General features: G+C 41.3%; 23 protein-coding genes. All 23 read left to right on the forward strand.

Annotation, left to right across the window (positions count from 1 at the left end; all coding sequences use genetic code 11):
- The first annotated feature begins 1 nt into the window (after position 1).
- Complete coding sequence (gene rpoB / locus LN995_RS14475; RefSeq protein ID WP_229961797.1) at positions 2–3874, forward strand: DNA-directed RNA polymerase subunit beta; 3873 nt, start codon at positions 2–4, stop codon at positions 3872–3874.
- A 102-nt stretch (positions 3875–3976) separates the two neighbouring features.
- On the forward strand, positions 3977–8293 hold the full coding sequence (gene rpoC / locus LN995_RS14480) for a DNA-directed RNA polymerase subunit beta' (protein ID WP_229961798.1): 4317 nt from the start codon (positions 3977–3979) through the stop codon (positions 8291–8293).
- Positions 8294–8301: 8 nt separating this feature from the next.
- Positions 8302–8619, forward strand: coding sequence for a DUF3467 domain-containing protein (locus tag LN995_RS14485; RefSeq protein WP_229961799.1), 318 nt, complete (start codon positions 8302–8304; stop codon positions 8617–8619).
- Between the two features lie 106 nt (positions 8620–8725).
- Positions 8726–9139, forward strand: coding sequence for a 30S ribosomal protein S12 (gene rpsL / locus LN995_RS14490; protein ID WP_229961800.1), 414 nt, complete (start codon positions 8726–8728; stop codon positions 9137–9139).
- Between the two features lie 19 nt (positions 9140–9158).
- Positions 9159–9626 (forward strand): 30S ribosomal protein S7, encoded by a 468-nt coding sequence (gene rpsG, locus LN995_RS14495; protein ID WP_229961801.1) that lies wholly within the window; start codon positions 9159–9161, stop codon positions 9624–9626.
- A gap of 2 nt (positions 9627–9628) precedes the next feature.
- Entirely contained in the window at positions 9629–11734 is a 2106-nt protein-coding gene (gene fusA, locus LN995_RS14500; protein ID WP_229961802.1) for an elongation factor G, read from the forward strand.
- Positions 11735–11746: 12 nt separating this feature from the next.
- Positions 11747–12052 (forward strand): 30S ribosomal protein S10, encoded by a 306-nt coding sequence (rpsJ, locus tag LN995_RS14505; RefSeq protein WP_007654312.1) that lies wholly within the window; start codon positions 11747–11749, stop codon positions 12050–12052.
- A 183-nt stretch (positions 12053–12235) separates the two neighbouring features.
- Positions 12236–12853 carry a 50S ribosomal protein L3 gene (gene rplC / locus LN995_RS14510; protein WP_229961803.1) on the forward strand — a complete coding sequence of 206 codons (618 nt, stop codon included), beginning with the start codon at positions 12236–12238 and terminating at the stop codon, positions 12851–12853.
- A gap of 1 nt (position 12854) precedes the next feature.
- On the forward strand, positions 12855–13484 hold the full coding sequence (rplD, locus tag LN995_RS14515) for a 50S ribosomal protein L4 (RefSeq protein WP_229961804.1): 630 nt from the start codon (positions 12855–12857) through the stop codon (positions 13482–13484).
- Positions 13484–13771: a 50S ribosomal protein L23 gene (gene rplW / locus LN995_RS14520; protein ID WP_229961805.1), complete on the forward strand. Its 288-nt coding sequence runs from the start codon at positions 13484–13486 to the stop codon at positions 13769–13771. The genes rplD and rplW overlap by 1 nt, the downstream gene beginning before the upstream one ends.
- Positions 13772–13782: 11 nt before the next feature.
- A complete protein-coding gene (rplB, locus tag LN995_RS14525) occupies positions 13783–14610 on the forward strand; it encodes a 50S ribosomal protein L2 (protein WP_229961806.1) in 828 nt (275 codons plus the stop codon).
- Complete coding sequence (rpsS, locus tag LN995_RS14530; protein WP_229961807.1) at positions 14611–14889, forward strand: 30S ribosomal protein S19; 279 nt, start codon at positions 14611–14613, stop codon at positions 14887–14889.
- Between the two features lies 1 nt (position 14890).
- The gene (rplV, locus tag LN995_RS14535; RefSeq protein WP_229961808.1) at positions 14891–15283 is read left to right on the forward strand and encodes a 50S ribosomal protein L22; all 393 of its coding nucleotides are present in this window, start codon (positions 14891–14893) and stop codon (positions 15281–15283) included.
- A 5-nt stretch (positions 15284–15288) separates the two neighbouring features.
- The gene (rpsC, locus tag LN995_RS14540) at positions 15289–16038 is read left to right on the forward strand and encodes a 30S ribosomal protein S3 (RefSeq protein WP_229961809.1); all 750 of its coding nucleotides are present in this window, start codon (positions 15289–15291) and stop codon (positions 16036–16038) included.
- Positions 16039–16068: 30 nt separating this feature from the next.
- Positions 16069–16491, forward strand: coding sequence for a 50S ribosomal protein L16 (gene rplP, locus LN995_RS14545; RefSeq protein WP_229961810.1), 423 nt, complete (start codon positions 16069–16071; stop codon positions 16489–16491).
- Positions 16492–16494: 3 nt separating this feature from the next.
- Entirely contained in the window at positions 16495–16695 is a 201-nt protein-coding gene (gene rpmC / locus LN995_RS14550; RefSeq protein WP_229961811.1) for a 50S ribosomal protein L29, read from the forward strand.
- Positions 16696–16711: 16 nt separating this feature from the next.
- Positions 16712–16969, forward strand: a complete 258-nt coding sequence (rpsQ, locus tag LN995_RS14555; RefSeq protein ID WP_229961812.1) for a 30S ribosomal protein S17 — start codon at positions 16712–16714, stop codon at positions 16967–16969.
- Between the two features lies 1 nt (position 16970).
- Complete coding sequence (rplN, locus tag LN995_RS14560; RefSeq protein ID WP_229961813.1) at positions 16971–17339, forward strand: 50S ribosomal protein L14; 369 nt, start codon at positions 16971–16973, stop codon at positions 17337–17339.
- 18 nt (positions 17340–17357) lie between these two features.
- Complete coding sequence (gene rplX, locus LN995_RS14565) at positions 17358–17681, forward strand: 50S ribosomal protein L24 (protein WP_229961814.1); 324 nt, start codon at positions 17358–17360, stop codon at positions 17679–17681.
- Between the two features lies 1 nt (position 17682).
- Positions 17683–18237 carry a 50S ribosomal protein L5 gene (gene rplE / locus LN995_RS14570; RefSeq protein WP_229961815.1) on the forward strand — a complete coding sequence of 185 codons (555 nt, stop codon included), beginning with the start codon at positions 17683–17685 and terminating at the stop codon, positions 18235–18237.
- A gap of 5 nt (positions 18238–18242) precedes the next feature.
- The gene (gene rpsN / locus LN995_RS14575; RefSeq protein WP_229961816.1) at positions 18243–18512 is read left to right on the forward strand and encodes a 30S ribosomal protein S14; all 270 of its coding nucleotides are present in this window, start codon (positions 18243–18245) and stop codon (positions 18510–18512) included.
- A gap of 89 nt (positions 18513–18601) precedes the next feature.
- Positions 18602–19000: a 30S ribosomal protein S8 gene (gene rpsH / locus LN995_RS14580; protein WP_229961817.1), complete on the forward strand. Its 399-nt coding sequence runs from the start codon at positions 18602–18604 to the stop codon at positions 18998–19000.
- A gap of 15 nt (positions 19001–19015) precedes the next feature.
- Positions 19016–19570 (forward strand): 50S ribosomal protein L6, encoded by a 555-nt coding sequence (gene rplF, locus LN995_RS14585; protein WP_229961818.1) that lies wholly within the window; start codon positions 19016–19018, stop codon positions 19568–19570.

Genomic DNA, 19570 nt, shown 5'->3' on the forward strand with positions numbered 1-19570 from the left:
CTTGGCTAAGAATAAAACGACAGAGCGAATCAATTTTGCCTCTATTAATCCCGTGATTGACTATCCTGACTTTTTAGATGTTCAGTTACAGTCATTCCAGGATTTCTTTCAGTTGGAGACTCCAGCTGAAAATAGGGCTCAGGAGGGGTTGTTTAAAGTGTTTGCTGAGAACTTCCCTATTTCAGATTCACGAGAAAACTTCGTACTGGAGTTTATCGACTATCATATAGATCCTCCAAAATATTCTGTTGATGAAAGTATCGACAGAGGACTTACATATTCTGTTCCGCTGAAGGCAAAGCTGCGTCTTATCTGTAATGATGAAGACAATGAAGACTTCGAGACAATTGAGCAGGAAGTATTCCTGGGTAATATCCCATACATGACAGAAAAAGGCTCTTTTGTTATTAATGGAGCCGAGCGTGTTATTGTATCTCAATTACACAGATCACCGGGTGTTTTCTTTGCGCAAAGCAAACATACAAACGGTACAAAATTATATTCTGCCAGAATTATTCCTTTTAAAGGATCATGGGTTGAGTTTGCTACAGACGTAAACAACGTGATGTATGCTTACATCGACCGTAAAAAGAAGTTTCCGGTTACAACTTTGTTGCGTGCTATTGGTTATGGTACCGATAAAGATATATTAGACCTGTTCGGCTTATCTGAGGAAATACCTGCGACTAAAGCAGCTCTTAAAGATGTAGCAGGCAGAAGACTTGCGGCACGTGTTCTGAGAACATGGACAGAAGATTTTGTTGATGAAGATACTGGTGAAGTTGTTTCCATTGATAGAAACGAGGTCCTTCTTGAACGTGATTCTGAGATTACACAAGAAGATATTGATATAATTGTTGACTCAGGAGTACAATCAGTTATCCTGCACCGCGAGAATGTTAATATCGCTGACTACGCTATTATTTATAATACGCTTCAGAAAGATAATTCAAACTCTGAACAGGAAGCAGTAGAACAAATCTACCGTCAGTTAAGAAATACAGAGGCTCCAGATGTTGAAACAGCACGAGATATTATCCAAAAGCTGTTCTTCTCTGATAAGCGCTATGACTTAGGTGAAGTTGGGCGATACAGAATCAATAAGAAGCTGGGGTTAGATACCAACTGGGATGCTAAAGTACTTACGAACGAAGATATAGTTCTGATCGTGAAGTACCTGATCGGTTTGATTAATTCTAAGGCTGTTGTGGATGATATTGACCATTTGAGCAACCGTCGTGTAAGAACAGTTGGTGAGCAGCTTTATGCGCAGTTTGGTGTAGGTTTGGCTCGTATGGCCAGAACCATCAAAGAACGTATGAACGTACGCGATAATGAAGACTTCAAACCTGTTGATCTGATCAACGCACGAACTTTGTCTTCTGTGATAAATTCGTTCTTCGGAACAAATCAGCTTTCTCAGTTTATGGACCAGACGAACCCGCTGGCTGAAGTGACGCACAAGCGTCGTGTATCAGCATTAGGGCCCGGTGGTCTGTCAAGAGAGCGTGCTGGTTTCGAGGTTCGTGACGTTCACTACACTCACTACGGCCGCCTTTGTACAATTGAAACACCGGAAGGACCAAACATTGGATTGATTTCTTCACTTTGCGTGCATGCTCGTGTAAACAGCATGGGCTTCATTGAAACCCCATATCGAAGAGTTGTTGAGGGTAAAGTACAAATTGATGGTACTGTTGAATACTTAACAGCAGAAGAAGAAGATACTCACCACATTGCTCAGGCTAATGCTCCGCTTGACGAAGTAGGTAAGTTTGTGAATGATAGAGTTAAAGGTAGATTCGAGGGAGACTTCCCTGTTGAAGAACCGAATACATACTCTTACATGGACGTTGCTCCAAACCAGATTGTATCGGTTGCGGCTTCACTTATTCCTTTCCTTGAGCATGATGATGCAAACCGTGCTCTGATGGGATCAAACATGCAGCGTCAGGCTGTTCCATTGTTGAAGCCTGAGGCTCCTATTGTTGGTACTGGTTTGGAAAGAAGAGCTGCTATTGACTCAAGAGCATTGGTTATTGCTGAAGGAGATGGCGTAATTGACTTTGTTGATGCTACTAAGATTGTAGTAAGATACGACCTGACTGATGAAGAAAAGTTAGTTTCTTTTGACGCTGAGTATGTTACATACGAAATGATCAAGTTCAGAAGAACTAACCAGGACACTTGTATCAACCTGTCTCCGATTGTAAGGAAAGGCCAACGTGTAACAAAAGGTGAGCCTTTATGCGAAGGGTATGCTACAAACAATGGCGAGCTTGCTATTGGTAGAAACATGCAGGTGGCGTTCATGCCTTGGCAAGGTTACAATTTTGAGGATGCGATTGTAATCTCTGAGAAAGTTGTACGTGATGATGTATTTACTTCTATCCATATTGAAGAATTCGAGCTTGAAGTTCGTGAGACTAAACGTGGTGAGGAAGAATTAACTTCTGAAATTCCAAACGTAAGTGAGGAAGCTGTTAAGAACCTTGACGAGAATGGTGTCATCAGAATCGGTGCTGAAGTAAAAGAAGGAGACATCATGATTGGTAAGATCACCCCTAAAGGTGAAACTGATCCGACCCCTGAAGAAAAGCTGCTTCGTGCCATCTTTGGTGATAAAGCTGGAGATGTGAAGGATGCTTCCATGAAAGCTCCTCCATCATTAAATGGCGTGGTTATTGATACTAAACTTTTCTCTCGACCTAAGAAAGACAAAAACCTTCGTGCTAAGTCTAAGAAAGAGGTTGAAGAGCTTAAGGTTAAGTACTCAAAAGAGCTGATCAGTATCAAGAATGTAATGGTTGATAAACTGGTTGATTTGCTTGAAGGCAAAACTACAAATGGTATCAAACATAAGTTTGGAGATGAGATACTAACAAAAGGCTCTAAGTTCAGCAGAAAGAATATCATTGAAGCATTGTTCCCGGAAAAGAACCCGTACAAAGACGAAAGTAATTATGCGGTTCCGGAAGAGGTAAACATGTTCAAGGATCTTATTCTGGAAAACTGGACCGAAGATGAGAAAACTAACAGCATGTTGGTGGAACTTGTTAAGAACTATAACAAGCGCCGTAACATTATCTCTGCACACTTCAAGCGTGAGCGATTCACTCTGGAAGTAGGAGATGAGTTGCCAGCAGGTATTGTGCAGCTAGCCAAAGTTTACATTGCTAAGAAGCGCAAGCTGAAAGTAGGTGATAAGATGGCTGGTCGTCACGGTAACAAAGGGGTTGTGGCTCGTATCGTTCGTGAAGAAGATATGCCATTCTTGGAAGACGGAACTCCTGTGGATATTGTATTGAACCCACTTGGTGTGCCTTCGAGGATGAACATTGGTCAGATCTATGAGACTGTACTTGGATGGGCAGGTTTGAAGCTTGGAAGGAAATATGCTACTCCGATTTTCGATGGTGCTACTGAAGATCAGGTGCAGGCGGAATTAGCAGAGGCTGGTTTACCAAGCTTTGGCCGTACTTATCTGTATGATGGTCTTTCAGGAGATCGCTTCGATCAGCCTGTAACCGTTGGTGTGATCTACATGCTGAAACTAGGTCACTTGGTGGACGATAAGATGCACGCTCGTTCTATCGGACCATACTCACTTATTACGCAGCAGCCATTGGGTGGTAAAGCCCAGTTTGGTGGTCAGCGTTTCGGTGAAATGGAGGTGTGGGCGTTGGAAGCATTCGGTGCTTCAAACGTACTGCAGGAAATACTTACAGTTAAATCAGACGATGTGATTGGTCGTGCGAAAGCCTACGAGTCAATTGTTAAAGGTGACGTACTGCCTAAGCCTAATATTCCTGAATCATTCAATGTATTGATTCATGAACTGAGAGGTTTAGCTCTGGAAATCACATTAGAATAATAAAGTTAAGCTAAGCGCCTGAGGTAAAAGACTAGGGCGCTTAGCGCACTTTATAAGGTTTGGCTGTAGAGCATATCATTGTATCGACATTATTATAATAATATGGCATTTGCAAAAAATAAAAAGCTAACTCAGGACTTCTCTAAAGTAACGATAAGCTTAGCTTCTCCAGAGTCGATTCTGGAGCGTTCTAATGGAGAGGTTACAAAGCCTGAGACAATAAATTATAGAACCTATAAGCCTGAAATGGGTGGTTTATTCTGCGAAAGAATATTCGGACCTGTAAAGGACTGGGAATGCCACTGCGGAAAGTATAAAAGAATCAGATACAAAGGCATCATCTGCGACCGTTGCGGTGTAGAGGTGACAGAGAAGAAGGTGCGTCGTGAGCGCATGGGCCATATTGAACTTGTTGTTCCGGTGGCACATATCTGGTACTTTAAATCTCTTCCGAATAAAATAGGTTATCTGTTAGGCTTACCAACTAAAAAGCTTGACCAGATTATCTACTATGAAAGATATGTAGTTATTCAACCAGGTATTCTGGCAGAGGACGGTGTAACAACACTGGACTTCCTTACTGAGGATGAATACCTGGATATGGTTGATAAGCTCCCTCGTGAAAACCAAATGTTGGATAATAATGATCCAAACAAGTTTATCGCGAAAATGGGGGCAGAAGCGCTGCAAATGTTACTGGAGCGTACTAACCTAGACGATCTTTCATATGAATTGCGTCACGCAGCTGCACATGAAACTTCTCAGCAGCGTAAGGCAGAAGCGTTAAAGCGTCTGCGAGTTGTGGAAGCATTCCGTGATGCTACAACAAGAATAGAAAACAGACCAGAGTGGATGGTAATTCGCATGGTTCCTGTTATTCCACCAGAGCTTCGTCCGCTGGTTCCTTTGGATGGTGGCCGTTTTGCTACTTCTGACCTGAACGACCTTTACAGACGAGTTATTATCCGAAACAACCGCCTAAAGCGTCTGATAGAAATCAAAGCTCCTGAGGTAATTCTTCGAAATGAGAAGCGAATGCTGCAAGAAGCGGTAGATTCCCTGTTCGACAACTCACGTAAAGTGAACGCTGTTCGTGCAGAAGGTAATCGAGCCTTGAAATCGCTTTCTGACATGCTGAAAGGTAAGCAAGGGCGTTTCCGTCAGAACTTGCTTGGTAAGCGTGTCGACTACTCTGGCCGATCAGTGATTGTGGTTGGTCCTGAACTGAAGCTGCATGAGTGTGGTCTGCCTAAGAACATGGCAGCTGAGCTTTTCAAGCCGTTCATCATCCGCAAGCTGATTGAACGAGGTATTGTTAAGACTGTAAAGTCTGCAAAAAAAATAGTTGACCGTAAGGACCCTGTTGTATGGGATATCCTGGAGAATGTGCTGAAAGGCCACCCGGTACTCCTGAACCGTGCCCCTACGCTACACAGATTAGGTATTCAGGCATTCCAGCCAAAACTGATCGAAGGAAAGGCAATTCAGCTGCACCCGCTTGTGTGTACAGCGTTCAACGCCGACTTTGACGGTGACCAGATGGCGGTGCACGTTCCACTAGGACCTGCGGCTGTACTGGAAGCTTCTATGCTGATGCTTGCTTCGCACAACATCCTTAACCCTGCTAATGGTGCTCCAATTGCAGTGCCTTCTCAGGACATGGTACTTGGTTTATACTATGTATCTAAAGGAAAGCGTAGCACTGAAAACGAAAAAATAGCAGGTGAAGGCATGAAATTCTATTCTGCCGAAGAAGTAATCATTGCTATTAACGAAGGCAGAATTTCGAAGCACGCTTATATCAAAGTAAGAACGAAAGTTAAGAATGAGCAGGGCGAGCTAGAAAATAAATTAATAGAAACAGTAGCTGGTAGAGTTCTGTTCAACCAGTTTGTACCTGAAGAAGTTGGATATATTGATGAGCTGTTAACGAAGAAGAAGCTTCAGCAGATCATTTCAAGAGTGTTCAAAGAAACAGGTATGGCGCGTACTGCTCATTTCCTGGATGATATTAAAACTCTTGGATTCCAGTCTGCTTACAAAGGTGGTCTGTCAATGGGGCTTGGTGATATCTCGATTCCAGCGGAGAAAGATATATTAGTTGCTCAGGCTAAGAAAGATGTAGATGCTGTATGGCAAAACTACTCAATGGGTCTGATCACAGATAATGAGCGTTATAACCAGGTAATTGACATCTGGACTCGTATCAACAACCAGATTACAGAAACGTTGATGCGCCGTCTGGAGAACGATGATCAAGGCTTTAACTCCATCTTTATGATGATGCACTCTGGTGCCCGTGGTTCAAGAGAGCAGATTCGTCAGTTAGGAGGTATGAGAGGTCTGATGGCTAAGCCTCAGAAATCGTTACAAGGTTCTGTAGGTGAAATTATTGAAAACCCGATCCTTTCTAACTTCAAGGAAGGTCTGGATGTAATCGAGTACTTTATTTCTACACACGGTGCCCGTAAAGGCCTTGCTGATACAGCCCTTAAAACGGCGGATGCTGGTTACCTGACTCGTCGTTTGGTAGATGTGTCGCAGGACGTAATCGTGAATGAAGAAGACTGCGGTACATTAAGAGGTCTGGAAGTAAGTGCACTAAAAGATAATGAGGATATAGTAGAGTCACTGTCTGAGCGTATTCTTGGTCGTGTAACTGTACACGATGTATACAATCCGGTTTCTAATGAGCTTATAGTAGCAGCAGGTTCAGAGATAACAGAAGAAGTAGCGCGTGTCATAGAAAACACAGCTATTGAAACTGTTGAAATCCGATCCGTGTTAACTTGTGAGTCTAAGCGTGGAATCTGTGCAAAATGCTATGGCCGTAACCTTGCTAGTGGCTTTATGGTGCAGAAAGGCGAAGCAGTTGGTGTTATTGCAGCACAGTCTATCGGTGAGCCAGGTACACAGTTAACACTTCGTACATTCCACGTAGGTGGTACTGCTTCTAACATTGCGGTAGATGCAACCATCTTCGCGAAGTTCAGTGGTACCGTAGAGTTTGAAGATGTTCGTACAATCAATACGGTTAACAACGAAGGAGAGCCTGTTAAAGTAGTAATGGGTAGATCTGGAGAGGTTAAGATTGTTGACCCGGCTACTGGTAAAGTATTTATCAGTAATCACGTGCCTTACGGTTCATTCCTTACTGTGGACGAAGGACAGCAAGTTGAAAAAGGACAGCCAATGTGTAGCTGGGACCCATATAACGCTGTTATTCTTTCTGAATTTGATGGAGTTATTGGTTATGAGTCAATTATTGAAGGGGTTACTTATCGTGAAGAGTCTGATGAGCAGACAGGTTACCGTGAAAAAGTAATTGTTGATACAAAAGATAAAACACAAAACCCTGCAATAGTTGTTAACCCTACAAACGGGGAACCAAAAGGATATAACATCCCTGTTGGTGCTCACTTGACAGTAGAAGACGGTGAGAAAATCAAAGCTGGTCAGATCCTTGTGAAGATTCCTCGCGCAATAGGTAAAACACGCGACATTACAGGTGGTCTGCCACGTGTTACTGAGTTGTTTGAGGCCCGTAACCCGTCAAATCCAGCTGTAGTTTCTGAAATTGATGGTGTTGTCACTTATGGTAGCGTGAAGCGTGGTAACCGTGAGATCTTCATTGAGTCAAAAGACGGTGTGAAGAAGAAATACATGGTGCCGCTTTCTAAGCACATCCTTGTACAGGACAACGACTTCATCCGTGCAGGTATGCCATTGTCTGATGGTGCTATTACACCAACTGACATACTTAACATTCAGGGTCCTGGTGCTGTACAAGAGTACTTGGTAAATGAGATTCAGGAAGTATACCGTTTGCAGGGTGTAAAAATCAATGATAAGCACATTGAGGTGGTAGTGCGCCAAATGATGCAGAAAGTTGTGGTTGTGGATGCAGGTGATACAAGCTTCCTGGAAAACCAAGTGGTAGATAAGGTAAGCTTTATGGAAGAGAACGACAGAATCATCGACATGAAAGTTGTTGAAGAAGCTGGAGACTCAACAAGCCTGAAGCCAGGTCAGATAGTAACGGCCCGCAGATTGCGTGATGAAAATTCAAGCTTGAAGCGCCGCGACTTGAAGTTAGTAACAGTGCGTGATGCATCACCAGCTGTTTCCAGACCAACCTTACAAGGTATTACACAAGCATCCTTGGGTACACAAAGCTTTATTTCAGCTGCTTCATTCCAGGAAACAACAAAAGTACTGAGCGAAGCTGCTATCAGAGGTAAAGCAGATGAACTGCTAGGTCTGAAAGAAAATGTAATTGTAGGTCACCTGATTCCTGCAGGTACAGGTCTGAGAGAGTACCAGAAACTGATCGTAGGAAATCAAGAGGAGTACGATTCGTTGGTTGAGTCTAAAAAGACCAGCAGCAGATCAAGACAACAAGAGTTACAAAGTAAATAATTAAAGGCATGGCGGAGGATCTGCAAAAGCAAAATCAAATAAACATTGAGCTAACGGAAGAAGTAGCAGAAGGGGAGTACGCAAACCTTGCTATGATTGCACATTCTAGCAGCGAATTTGTAATTGATTTTATAAGATTGATGCCAGGCGTTCCTAAAGCTAAAGTAAAATCAAGGATAGTTATTACGCCAGAGCACGCCAAAAGATTGGCGGCTGCTCTGGCGGATAACATCCGCAAGTTTGAGGATAGCTTTGGGGAAATAAAGCAGGCACAAGAAACTCCTTCCTTTCCGATGAACTTTGGTGGAACAGTAGGAGAAGCATAAGGTGCTAATAATTAATGAATTAATAATTTGAATTTGCAAGTCAATTTTTATACCTTTGCAAACTCAAAATTTAGAGTGAAAGAAATCTATAATTAACAGATTGTAAATGCCTACTATACAGCAATTAGTAAGAAAAGGAAGAGAGAAACTGACATCAAAATCAAAGTCTCCTGCCTTAGATTCTTGCCCACAGCGCCGTGGAGTGTGTACGAGAGTATATACAACTACGCCTAAGAAGCCAAATTCTGCAATGCGTAAAGTTGCAAGGGTAAGATTAACAAATGGTAAAGAAGTAAACGCCTATATCCCAGGTGAAGGCCATAACCTACAGGAACACTCTATTGTGTTGATCCGTGGAGGTAGAGTGAAAGATCTTCCAGGAGTGCGTTACCACATTGTACGTGGTGCACTGGATACTGCAGGTGTAAGCGGACGTCTGCAAAGCCGTTCTAAGTATGGTGCTAAGAGACCAAAACCAGGTCAGGCTCCAGCTGCTGCAGGAAAAGGTAAGAAAAGATAATAAATAGCGTAGTAATACAATGAGAAAAGCAAAGCCGAAAAGTAGAATCCTCCTTCCTGATCCTAAATACAAAGAGACATTAGTAACACGTTTCGTTAACTATATGATGGAAGACGGAAAGAAAAGTGTTGCTTATGGTATCTTCTATGATGCTGTAGATTTAGTAGAGCAAAGAACTAAAGAAAACGGTCTTGAGACTTGGAAGAAGGCATTGAACAATGTTATGCCTAGCGTCGAAGTTAAAAGCCGTAGGGTAGGGGGTGCTACATTCCAAGTGCCGACTGAGGTCCGTCCGGATCGCAGAGTATCTCTGGGTATTAAATGGATGATTTCTTTTGCTCGCAAGAGAGGAGAGAAAACCATGAAAGATAAATTAGCTGGTGAAATCATCGCTGCTGCAAAGGGTGAAGGTGCTGCTGTTAAGAAGAAAGATGATACGCATAGAATGGCAGAAGCGAATAAAGCATTCTCACATTTCAGATTCTAATCATGGCAACAAGAGATTTAAAGTTTACAAGAAATATTGGTATAGCTGCGCACATCGATGCTGGTAAAACAACAACGACTGAGCGAATTCTGTACTATGCTGGTGTAAGCCACAAAATTGGAGAGGTACATGATGGTGCCGCTACAATGGACTGGATGGAGCAGGAGCAAGAAAGAGGTATTACTATTACTTCTGCTGCTACAACAGTAAGCTGGCCGTACAGAGGCAACAATTATCATATCAACATTATCGATACTCCAGGTCACGTTGACTTTACGGTAGAGGTAAACCGCTCACTGCGTGTGTTGGATGGTCTGGTATTCCTTTTTAGCGCAGTTGATGGCGTTGAGCCTCAATCTGAAACTAACTGGCGATTAGCAGATAACTATAAAGTAGCCCGTATCGGTTTCGTTAACAAAATGGACCGTTCTGGAGCTGATTTCCTTGCTGTATGTAAGCAGGTAAAGGAAATGTTAGGTAGCAACGCTGTAGCTTTACAGTTACCTATTGGTTCAGAAGATAACTTCAGAGGAGTAGTTGACTTAGTGAATAACCGTGGTATCATCTGGAATGAAGAGGACAAAGGTATGACCTTTACTGAAGTTCCTATTCCTGATGATATGGTAGAAGAAGCAGCTGAGTACAGAGAAAAACTTCTGGAAGCAGTTGCAGAGTACGATGAGACATTGATGGAGAAATACTTCGAAGATCCGGAGTCAATTTCTGAAGATGAGATTATCGCTGCACTTCGTGCTGCCACTATTGATATGGCCATAGTTCCAATGCTTTGTGGTTCTTCTTTCAAAAACAAAGGAGTACAGACAATGTTGGATTATGTAATGGCACTTTGCCCTTCTCCGCTTGATAGAGAAAAAATCAAAGGTATAAATCCTGATACAGGTGAAGAAGTAGGACGTAAACCAAGTGAAGAAGAGCCTTTTGCTGGTCTTGCGTTCAAAATCGCTACTGACCCTTATGTAGGTCGTCTTTGCTTCGTGCGTGCTTACTCAGGAGTACTTGAGTCAGGCTCGTATATCTTCAATACACGTTCTGGAAACAAAGAACGTATTTCAAGAATTTTTCAAATGCATGCCAACAAGCAGAATCAGATCGAAAGACTGGCTGCTGGTGACATCGCTGCGGTAGTAGGTTTCAAAGACATCAAAACAGGTGATACGCTGTGTGATCAGAGTGCTAAGATCGTTCTGGAGTCAATGGAGTTCCCTGAGCCGGTAATTGGTTATGCTATTGAGCCTAAAACTCAGGCTGACTCTGATAAGATGGGTATGGCAATTGCCAAACTTGTTGAGGAGGATCCAACACTTCAGGTAAACACTGACGAGGAAACTGGTCAGACTATCTTAAGAGGTATGGGAGAGCTACACCTGGAGATTATCATCGACAGAATGAAACGAGAGTTTAAGGTTGAGTTAAATCAAGGTGCTCCTCAGGTGGCTTATAAAGAAACTATCACTAAATCTGTTGAGCATAGAGAAGTGTTCAAGAAGCAGTCTGGTGGTCGTGGTAAGTTTGCCGATATCGTGTTTACAATGGGGCCACGTGAGGATGGGAAGCAGGGGCTTGAGTTTGAAAATGCTATTGTTGGTGGTGTAATTCCTAGAGAATTTATTCCTGCTGTACAAAAAGGTTTTGAGGAGTCAATGAAGAACGGTATTCTTGCTGGTTTCCCTGTTGACTCCATGAAAGTACGTCTTTTCCATGGTTCATTCCACGACGTTGACTCAGACTCACTATCTTTCGAACTTGCTGCCCGACAAGGTTTCAAAGAAGCTGGTAAGCAATGTGCTCCTAAGCTACTAGAGCCAATCATGGCAGTTGATGTGGTTACGCCAGATGAATATACTGGACCTGTAACAGGTGACCTGAACAGAAGAAGAGGTATCATGAAAGGAATGGATACAAAAGGAATGGCCTCTGTTATCAGAGCTAGTGTTCCTCTTTCCGAATTGTTCGGGTATGTAACTGACCTTCGTACTATCACATCAGGTAGAGCTACTGCTTCTCTTACTTTCTCTCATTATGAGCAGGTACCACAGAACTTAGCAGATGGCATCATTGCGAAAATAAAAGGAACTGTAGCTAAATAGTTAGTATAAATAATGAATCAGAAAATAAGAATAAAGCTTAAGTCTTACGATCACAATCTTGTAGATAAATCATCTGAAAAGATTGTGAAAGCGGTAAAAGCTACTGGTGCCATCGTAAGCGGTCCAATTCCTCTTCCTACAGAAAAGGATAAATTTACTGTGCTACGTTCTCCACACGTAAACAAAAAGTCTCGTGAGCAGTTTCAGCTTTGTACCTATAAAAGATTAGTAGATATTTATTCTACTAGCTCTAAAACTGTAGATGCTCTTATGAAGCTTGAACTTCCGAGTGGAGTTGATGTTGAGATAAAAGTTTGATGAACAATAGAGATTAACAAAAAAGGAGGATCCATACCAGGTCCTCCTTTTTTGTTAACTACCTGAATGACAATATTTTTTTAAAGAACTATTGTTAATAGAAAATATATTTTTTAACTTTGCACTCCCTTACGAAAAATGAGGGGTGAAAAAATAGTATCCATCTTTTTAAAAACAAGTTGAATGCCTGGAATTATCGGTAAAAAAATCGGAATGACAAGCCTCTTCACAGCAGATGGTAAATACACACCAGTTACAATTATCCAAGCTGGCCCATGTGTAGTTACTCAGGTGAAGACAGTCGAGACTGATGGCTATGAAGCTGTACAGCTTGGCTACGGCGAAAAGAAACTTAAAAGAGTAACTAAGGCTGAAGCTGGACATTACAAGAAAGCTAATACGGCTCCAAGTAAAAAGGTTGCAGAATTCACCATTGAAGGTGAAGTGCCAGCTCTTGGTGACATTGTTGATGTTAACCTTTTTATAGAAGGAGAATTTATTGACGTAGTTGGTACATCCAAAGGTAAAGGTTTCCAGGGTGTAGTTAAACGCTATAACTTCGCTGGTGTTGGTGGCCAAACACACGGTCAGCACAACAGGGCAAGGCACCCAGGTTCAATAGGTGCTGCATCATGGCCTTCAAGAGTATTTAAAGGTATGCGCATGGCGGGTAGAACTGGTGGTAACAGAGTTAAAATAGAGAACTTAACTGTGTTGCGCGTTATCGCAGATAAAAACCTTTTAGTTGTTAGTGGCTCTGTACCAGGTGCCAAAAATTCTTACGTGTTAATTGAGAAATAAAATGGAGCTTTCTGTATTGAATATCAAAGGTGAAGATACGGGCAGAAAGGTAACACTTTCTGATGCTGTGTTTGGTGTAGAGCCAAATGAGCATGCAATGTATCTTGACGTGAAGCAGTACCTGGCTAACCAAAGGCAAGGTACTCATAAATCTAAAGAGCGCAATGAAGTTGCTGGATCTACTAAAAAGATCAAAAAACAAAAAGGTACTGGTGGTGCTCGTGCCGGAAGTATTAAATCTCCTGTTTTTATCGGTGGTGGTAGAGTTTTTGGTCCTAAACCAAGAAACTATAGCTTTAAACTGAATAAGAAACTGAAGAGCCTTGCTCGTCTTTCTGCTCTATCCTTGTTAGCACGTGATAACAGAGTTTCTTTAGTAGAGTCTTTTACTATTGATACACCAAAGACAAAAGAGTTTAAAGGTATTTTAAGCAACCTTCAGTCTAACGGCAAAACCCTTATTGTTTTGCCTTCAGTAGATAAAAATGTTGTTCTTTCGAGCAGAAATATTAAAGGTGTTAAAGTTGCAACTGTAAACGATGTAAACACTTATGATCTGCTGAACACCGAGAAACTTCTTCTTTTAGAAGAATCTGTAAATGTTTTTGAAAACCTCTTTAGCGCAAAATAATGAACGTTCTAAAAAGACCGCTTGTAACAGAAAAGTACGCTGCCATGAATGAGGTTGGTAAATATACTTTTGAGGTTGATAAAAAAGCCAATAAAGTAGAGATCAAAAAGGCAGTTGAAAAACTATATGGTGTTACAGTTAAGTCTGTGGCAACCATGAGATCTGTTGGAAAGGTGAAAAGTAAATACACTAAGTCTGGTGCAGTTACTGGTCGTACTTCCTTGATCAAAAAAGCAATAGTAACTCTCAAAGAGGGTGAAGAAATCGACTTTTATAGCGGTATATAAGTTAATATAAAATGGCTTTAAAAAAACTAAGACCAATAACACCAGGTCAAAGATTCCGGGTAGCACCAGCTTTTGACGAAATCACTGCTACTACTCCAGAGAAATCTTTGTTGGCACCTATCAAAAAATCTGGTGGACGTAACAATTCAGGAAAAATGACTATGCGCTATTTAGGCGGTGGTCATAAGAAGAAGTACAGAGTAATAGACTTCAAGAGAACGAAGCATGGTGTTCCTGCTACCGTGAAGACTATTGAGTACGATCCAAACAGAACAGCTCGTATCGCCTTGTTGTTTTATGCAGATGGCGAGAAAGCATATATCATTGCTCCTGCAGGCTTGCAAGTAGGAACAGAAGTAGTTTCTGGACCTGGTATTGCTCCGGAAGTAGGAAACTCCTTGCCTCTGTCAGATATTCCTCTAGGTACTATTATTCACAACATTGAGCTACAGCCAGGAAATGGTGGTGCTCTTGCTCGTAGCGCTGGTTCTTATGCTCAGTTGGTAGCACGTGAAGGTAGATATGCAACTATCAAGCTTCCTTCTGGCGAACTTCGCATGGTACTTGTAAACTGCTATGCAACTGTAGGTACAGTTTCTAACTCAGACCATATGAACGTTAACCTGGGTAAAGCAGGACGTAACAGATGGTTAGGTAAGAGACCTCGAGTTCGTGGTGTTGCTATGAACCCGGTTGATCACCCTATGGGTGGTGGTGAAGGTAAGTCTTCCGGAGGTCACCCACGTTCACGTAAAGGCTTATATGCAAAAGGTCTTAAGACCCGCAACAAGAATAAGTATTCTGAGAAGCTTATAGTTAATAGAGGAAAGAAGAAGTAAATGGCTAGATCATTAAAAAAAGGGCCTTATATTGACTATAGGCTCGAGAAAAAAGTTGACGTGTTGAACGAGTCTGGCAAAAAGTCAGTTATCAAAACATGGTCACGCAGATCCATGATATCTCCGGATTTCGTTGGACATACTTTTGCAGTACATAACGGGAATAAATTTATTCCGGTTTATGTTACTGAAAACATGGTAGGACACAAGTTAGGTGAATTTGCTCCAACCAGAAACTTTAGAGGTCATATTGCTAAAAAAGATAAAGGCAAGCGTTAAGATGGAAGCAGTAGCAAGATTAAATAATGTGCCTACTTCTCCTCGCAAAATGAGATTAGTAGCTGGTTTGGTACGTGGTAAGAGCGTATCAAAAGCCTTGGGTTTATTAAAGTTTGAAGCTAATTCTGGCGCGGCTAAAATTGAAAAGCTTGTTCTTTCTGCCTTAGCAAACTGGCAGCAAAAAAATGAAGACGCTAGAATTGAGGATGCAAACCTTTACATCAAAGAGATCTTTGTTAACGAAGGTAAAATGCTGAAGCGTCTTCGTCCTGCTCCTCAGGGCCGTGGGCACCGTATCAGAAAAAGATCGAACCATGTGACTGTTATAATTGACAGTCTTACTGAGGAACAACTAGAGCAACAATCAACGAAATCTAAAAAAGCCAGCAAGTAAGAATTATGGGACAGAAAGTAAATCCAATCGGTTTTCGACTAGGAGTTATAAAAGGTTGGGATTCTAACTGGTATGGCGGTAAGGATTTCGCAGATAAACTGGTTGAAGACGAGAAAATCAGAAAATATATTTTAGCACGTATCCCTAAAGGCGGTATTTCTAGAATAATTATTGAAAGAACGCTGAAGCGTATTACTATTACTATCAATACAGCCCGTCCTGGAGTTGTTATTGGTAAAGGTGGTCAGGAAGTTGATAAAATCAAGGAAGAGCTTAAAAAGCTTACTAACAAAGACGTCCAGATCAATATTTTTGAGATCAAGCGTCCTGAGTTAGATGCTAAGCTTGTTGGTGAGTCAATTGCGCAGCAGTTACAGGCTCGTATCTCTTTCCGTCGTGCTATGAAGCAGGCTATCGCTTCTGCTCTTCGTGTAGGTGCTGAAGGTATCAAGGTACAGGTTTCAGGTCGTCTTGGTGGTGCTGAGATGGCTAGAACTGAGCACTACAAAGAAGGTAGAACTCCTCTTCATACGTTGCGTGCCGATATAGACTATGCTTTATCAGAAGCTCAGACTGTATATGGTAAACTAGGTATCAAAGTATGGATCTTTAAAGGCGAAGTTTATGGCAAGAAAGATCTTACTCCTAATGCTGGTTTAGAAAGCAAGGGGCCTGGTGCATCTGGCGGTAATGACAGAAGAGGTGGCAACCGCAATAAAAAAGAGGGAGCCCCTAAGCGCAAGCGTCGTCAATAATTGTTTGATAACATTATTAAGTTTTAGAAAATGTTACAGCCTAAAAGGACTAAATATAGAAAAATGCAAAAAGGCCGTGTGAAAGGTCTGGCTCATAGAGGCAGTACCATTTCATTTGGGTCTTTTGGAATCAAATCGCTTGAAGCCACATGGATTACAAGCCGCCAGATTGAGGCCGCTCGTATCGCAATGACAAGAGCTATGAAGCGTGAGGGTCAAGTTTGGATCCGTATCTTCCCTGATAAGCCTATTACTAAAAAGCCTGCGGAAGTTCGTATGGGTAAAGGTAAAGGTTCCCCTGAGTATTGGGTAGCAGTTGTAAAGCCTGGTACTATCATGTTTGAATCTGACGGTGTACCACTGGAAGTAGCAAAAGAGTCACTTAGATTAGCAGCTCAGAAACTTCCTGTTAAAACAAAATTTGTAGTACGTAGAGATTACGTTGAAAAATAGGATATGAAAAATTCAGAGATAAAGGCTTTGTCTTTAGAAGAGTTGAAAGAGAGGCTTTCAAGTGAGCAGTCAGGTATGCAGAGCCTGCAGTTTGCTCATGCTATATCTCCTTTGGAGAATCCGATGAAAATTCGCCAGACGAGAAAAACAATAGCTCGTTTGAATACTGAGATTCGTCGCCGTGAAATTGAAGCTAACTCTTAATACTTAATTAAAAATCATGGAAGAGAGAAATCTTAGAAAAGAAAGAAGTGGTAAGGTTGTTAGCAATAAAATGAACAAATCTATCACTGTGTTAGTGGAAAGTAAAATGAAGCACCCTATGTACGGGAAGTTCGTTAACAAGTCCACAAAATTCATGGCTCACGACGAAAAAAATGAATGCAACATTGGAGATATGGTGCGTATTCAGGAAACACGTCCGCTTAGCAAAAATAAAAACTGGCGTTTAGTAGAAATAATAGAAAGGGCGAAGTAAGATGATACAGCAGGAATCAAGATTAACTGTAGCTGATAACAGCGGTGCTAAAGAAGTGCTTTGTATCCGTGTACTTGGTGGTACTGGTAAAAAGTATGCTTCTATTGGCGATAGAATTGTAGTAACTGTTAAGTCTGCCCTTTCTTCAGGAAATATCAAAAAGGGAACTGTTTCTAAGGCTGTTGTTGTAAGAACAAAGAAAGAAGTTAGAAGAAAAGACGGGTCATACATCCGTTTTGATGATAACGCTGCTGTTCTTCTTAATGCAAATAATGAGCCTCGAGGAACGCGTATTTTCGGACCGGTTGCACGTGAACTTCGTGAAAAACAATTCATGAAAATTGTTTCGTTAGCGCCTGAAGTTCTATAATCACTAATTCAGATCAAGATGAATAAGAAAAAGCTTCATGTTAAAACTGGCGATACAGTTAAAGTTCTAGCCGGTGACGAGCGCGGTAAGACAGGCCGCATTACAGCTGTTAACATAGAAAAACAAAGAGTAACAGTTGAGGGTTTAAATCTGGTTACCAAACATACAAAGCCTAGTGCTCAAAATCCACAAGGTGGTATAACCAAAAAAGAAGCTCCTATTCATGCCAGTAATGTGGCTTTAGTAGATCCTAAGTCAGGTGAAACTATCAAAGCTGGCACAAGAAAAAACAGCGAAGGTAAACCAGAGCGTTATTCTAAAAAAACAGGAGAGGTAATCTAAGATGGCAACTACAAGACTAAAAGAAAAATACCAGGCTGAGGTAGTACCTGCACTGAAAGAGAAGTTTCAGTACAAGAATATAATGCAGGTGCCTAAGCTGACTAAGATCTCTATCAATAAAGGTATCGGTGCTGCCGTATCTGATAAGAAACTTGTTGATGTAGGTGTTGAAGAATTATCTACAATTTCAGGACAAAGAGCTGTTGCAACTATTGCTAAGAAATCAGTTTCAAACTTTAAGCTACGCGAAGGAATGCCTATTGGTGCCAGAGTAACGCTTCGAGGAGAGAAAATGTACGAGTTCTTAGATCGTCTTTTAACAATTGCTCTTCCACGTGTTCGTGACTTTAGAGGAGTAAGCGATAAAGGTTTTGATGGTAGAGGTAATTACACACTAGGTGTAAAAGAGCAGATCATCTTCCCTGAAATCAGTATTGATAAAGTAAAGGCTATTACTGGTATGGATATAACATTCGTTACCACAGCCAATACCGACGAAGAAAGCTACGAGCTTCTTAAAGCTTTTGGCATGCCTTTCATCAATGTTAAGAAATAAGCAAAATGGCAAGAGAAGCAGTTAAAGCAAGAGAGCTTAAAAGACAAAAGACAGTGGCTAAATATGCCGCTAAAAGGGCTGAATTAAAGGCTAATGGCGATTACGAAGCACTAGATAAGTTGCCTCGTAACGCTTCTCCTGTAAGATTACATAACAGATGTAAACTTACAGGAAGACCAAGAGGTTACATGAGGAAATTTGGGATATCTCGTGTAACATTCCGTGAATTAGCTTCAGCTGGTAAAATCCCTGGTGTAACAAAAGCAAGTTGGTAATTTTTCTTTAATTTGATTAAGGAAAAAGAAAAGATTTTCGTATCTTTGCCGCTCGCTTAGAATAAGCATTCATTATTTAAGTTATCATAATGAACTCAGATCCAATAGCAGATTATTTAACTAGGGTGCGTAATGCTATAAAAGCTAACCACAGAATAGTTGAAATACCATCTAGCAACATAAAGAAAGATATAACAAAAGTTTTGTACGACAAAGGATACATTCAAAGCTATAAGTTTGATGATTCTTCTGTTCAAGGTACAATTAAAATAGCTCTGAAGTATAACCCAAACACTAAGCAGTCTGCTATTGTGAAATTGGAGAGGGTCAGTACACCAGGGCTTCGTAAATATGCCGGAAGTACCGCATTACCTAGAGTTTTAAATGGTTTAGGGATTGCTGTATTGTCTACGTCTAAAGGCGTAATGACTGAAAAAGAAGCTAAGTCACTGAATATCGGTGGCGAAGTGTTATGTTATGTATATTAATTAGGAGGATAGACAATGTCACGTATAGGAAAATTGCCAATCAACCTACCTAACAATACTGAAGTAAGCATAGGTGATGATAACCAGGTAACTGTTAAAGGTCCTAAGGGCTCTTTGGTTACTGCTGTTGATAAGGATATTATCGTTAAACAGCTAGATGGCCAGATTGTTGTAGACCGTCCGACAGAGCAGAAGCGTCATAAAGCTATGCATGGCCTTTACAGATCACTGATCAACAACATGGTTGTAGGTGTTAGCCAAGGTTATAGAGAGCAGCTTGAGCTTGTTGGTGTTGGTTATAAAGCTACTGTGCAGGGTGCAATCTTAGAGCTTTCTTTAGGGTACTCTCACAACATCTTTATGAGTATGCCTGAAGGCGTAACAGCGACTGCTGTTACTGAAAAAGGTAAGTCGCCGGTTATTACACTTGAAAGTAATGACAAGCAGCTAATAGGTCAGGTTGCCGCTAAAATCAGATCACTACGCAAAGTAGAACCTTATAAAGGTAAGGGTATCCGTTTTGTTGGTGAAGTAATAAGACGAAAAGCTGGTAAGACAGCATCTAAATAA

Origin of the sequence: Pontibacter silvestris (genome assembly GCF_020907275.1) — a bacterium.
Lineage (GTDB): Bacteria > Bacteroidota > Bacteroidia > Cytophagales > Hymenobacteraceae > Pontibacter > Pontibacter silvestris.

What these genes read in the sequence shown, in the direction of transcription:
- rpoC (WP_229961798.1), top strand. Translation starts at nt 3,977, where the DNA reads ATGGCATTTGCAAAAAATAAAAAGCTAACTCAGGACTTCTCTAAAGTA.
- LN995_RS14485 (WP_229961799.1), top strand. Translation starts at nt 8,302, where the DNA reads ATGGCGGAGGATCTGCAAAAGCAAAATCAAATAAACATTGAGCTAACG.
- rpsL (WP_229961800.1), top strand. Translation starts at nt 8,726, where the DNA reads ATGCCTACTATACAGCAATTAGTAAGAAAAGGAAGAGAGAAACTGACA.
- rpsG (WP_229961801.1), top strand. Translation starts at nt 9,159, where the DNA reads ATGAGAAAAGCAAAGCCGAAAAGTAGAATCCTCCTTCCTGATCCTAAA.
- fusA (WP_229961802.1), top strand. Translation starts at nt 9,629, where the DNA reads ATGGCAACAAGAGATTTAAAGTTTACAAGAAATATTGGTATAGCTGCG.
- rpsJ (WP_007654312.1), top strand. Translation starts at nt 11,747, where the DNA reads ATGAATCAGAAAATAAGAATAAAGCTTAAGTCTTACGATCACAATCTT.
- rplC (WP_229961803.1), top strand. Translation starts at nt 12,236, where the DNA reads ATGCCTGGAATTATCGGTAAAAAAATCGGAATGACAAGCCTCTTCACA.
- rplD (WP_229961804.1), top strand. Translation starts at nt 12,855, where the DNA reads ATGGAGCTTTCTGTATTGAATATCAAAGGTGAAGATACGGGCAGAAAG.
- rplW (WP_229961805.1), top strand. Translation starts at nt 13,484, where the DNA reads ATGAACGTTCTAAAAAGACCGCTTGTAACAGAAAAGTACGCTGCCATG.
- rplB (WP_229961806.1), top strand. Translation starts at nt 13,783, where the DNA reads ATGGCTTTAAAAAAACTAAGACCAATAACACCAGGTCAAAGATTCCGG.
- rpsS (WP_229961807.1), top strand. Translation starts at nt 14,611, where the DNA reads ATGGCTAGATCATTAAAAAAAGGGCCTTATATTGACTATAGGCTCGAG.
- rplV (WP_229961808.1), top strand. Translation starts at nt 14,891, where the DNA reads ATGGAAGCAGTAGCAAGATTAAATAATGTGCCTACTTCTCCTCGCAAA.
- rpsC (WP_229961809.1), top strand. Translation starts at nt 15,289, where the DNA reads ATGGGACAGAAAGTAAATCCAATCGGTTTTCGACTAGGAGTTATAAAA.
- rplP (WP_229961810.1), top strand. Translation starts at nt 16,069, where the DNA reads ATGTTACAGCCTAAAAGGACTAAATATAGAAAAATGCAAAAAGGCCGT.
- rpmC (WP_229961811.1), top strand. Translation starts at nt 16,495, where the DNA reads ATGAAAAATTCAGAGATAAAGGCTTTGTCTTTAGAAGAGTTGAAAGAG.
- rpsQ (WP_229961812.1), top strand. Translation starts at nt 16,712, where the DNA reads ATGGAAGAGAGAAATCTTAGAAAAGAAAGAAGTGGTAAGGTTGTTAGC.
- rplN (WP_229961813.1), top strand. Translation starts at nt 16,971, where the DNA reads ATGATACAGCAGGAATCAAGATTAACTGTAGCTGATAACAGCGGTGCT.
- rplX (WP_229961814.1), top strand. Translation starts at nt 17,358, where the DNA reads ATGAATAAGAAAAAGCTTCATGTTAAAACTGGCGATACAGTTAAAGTT.
- rplE (WP_229961815.1), top strand. Translation starts at nt 17,683, where the DNA reads ATGGCAACTACAAGACTAAAAGAAAAATACCAGGCTGAGGTAGTACCT.
- rpsN (WP_229961816.1), top strand. Translation starts at nt 18,243, where the DNA reads ATGGCAAGAGAAGCAGTTAAAGCAAGAGAGCTTAAAAGACAAAAGACA.
- rpsH (WP_229961817.1), top strand. Translation starts at nt 18,602, where the DNA reads ATGAACTCAGATCCAATAGCAGATTATTTAACTAGGGTGCGTAATGCT.
- rplF (WP_229961818.1), top strand. Translation starts at nt 19,016, where the DNA reads ATGTCACGTATAGGAAAATTGCCAATCAACCTACCTAACAATACTGAA.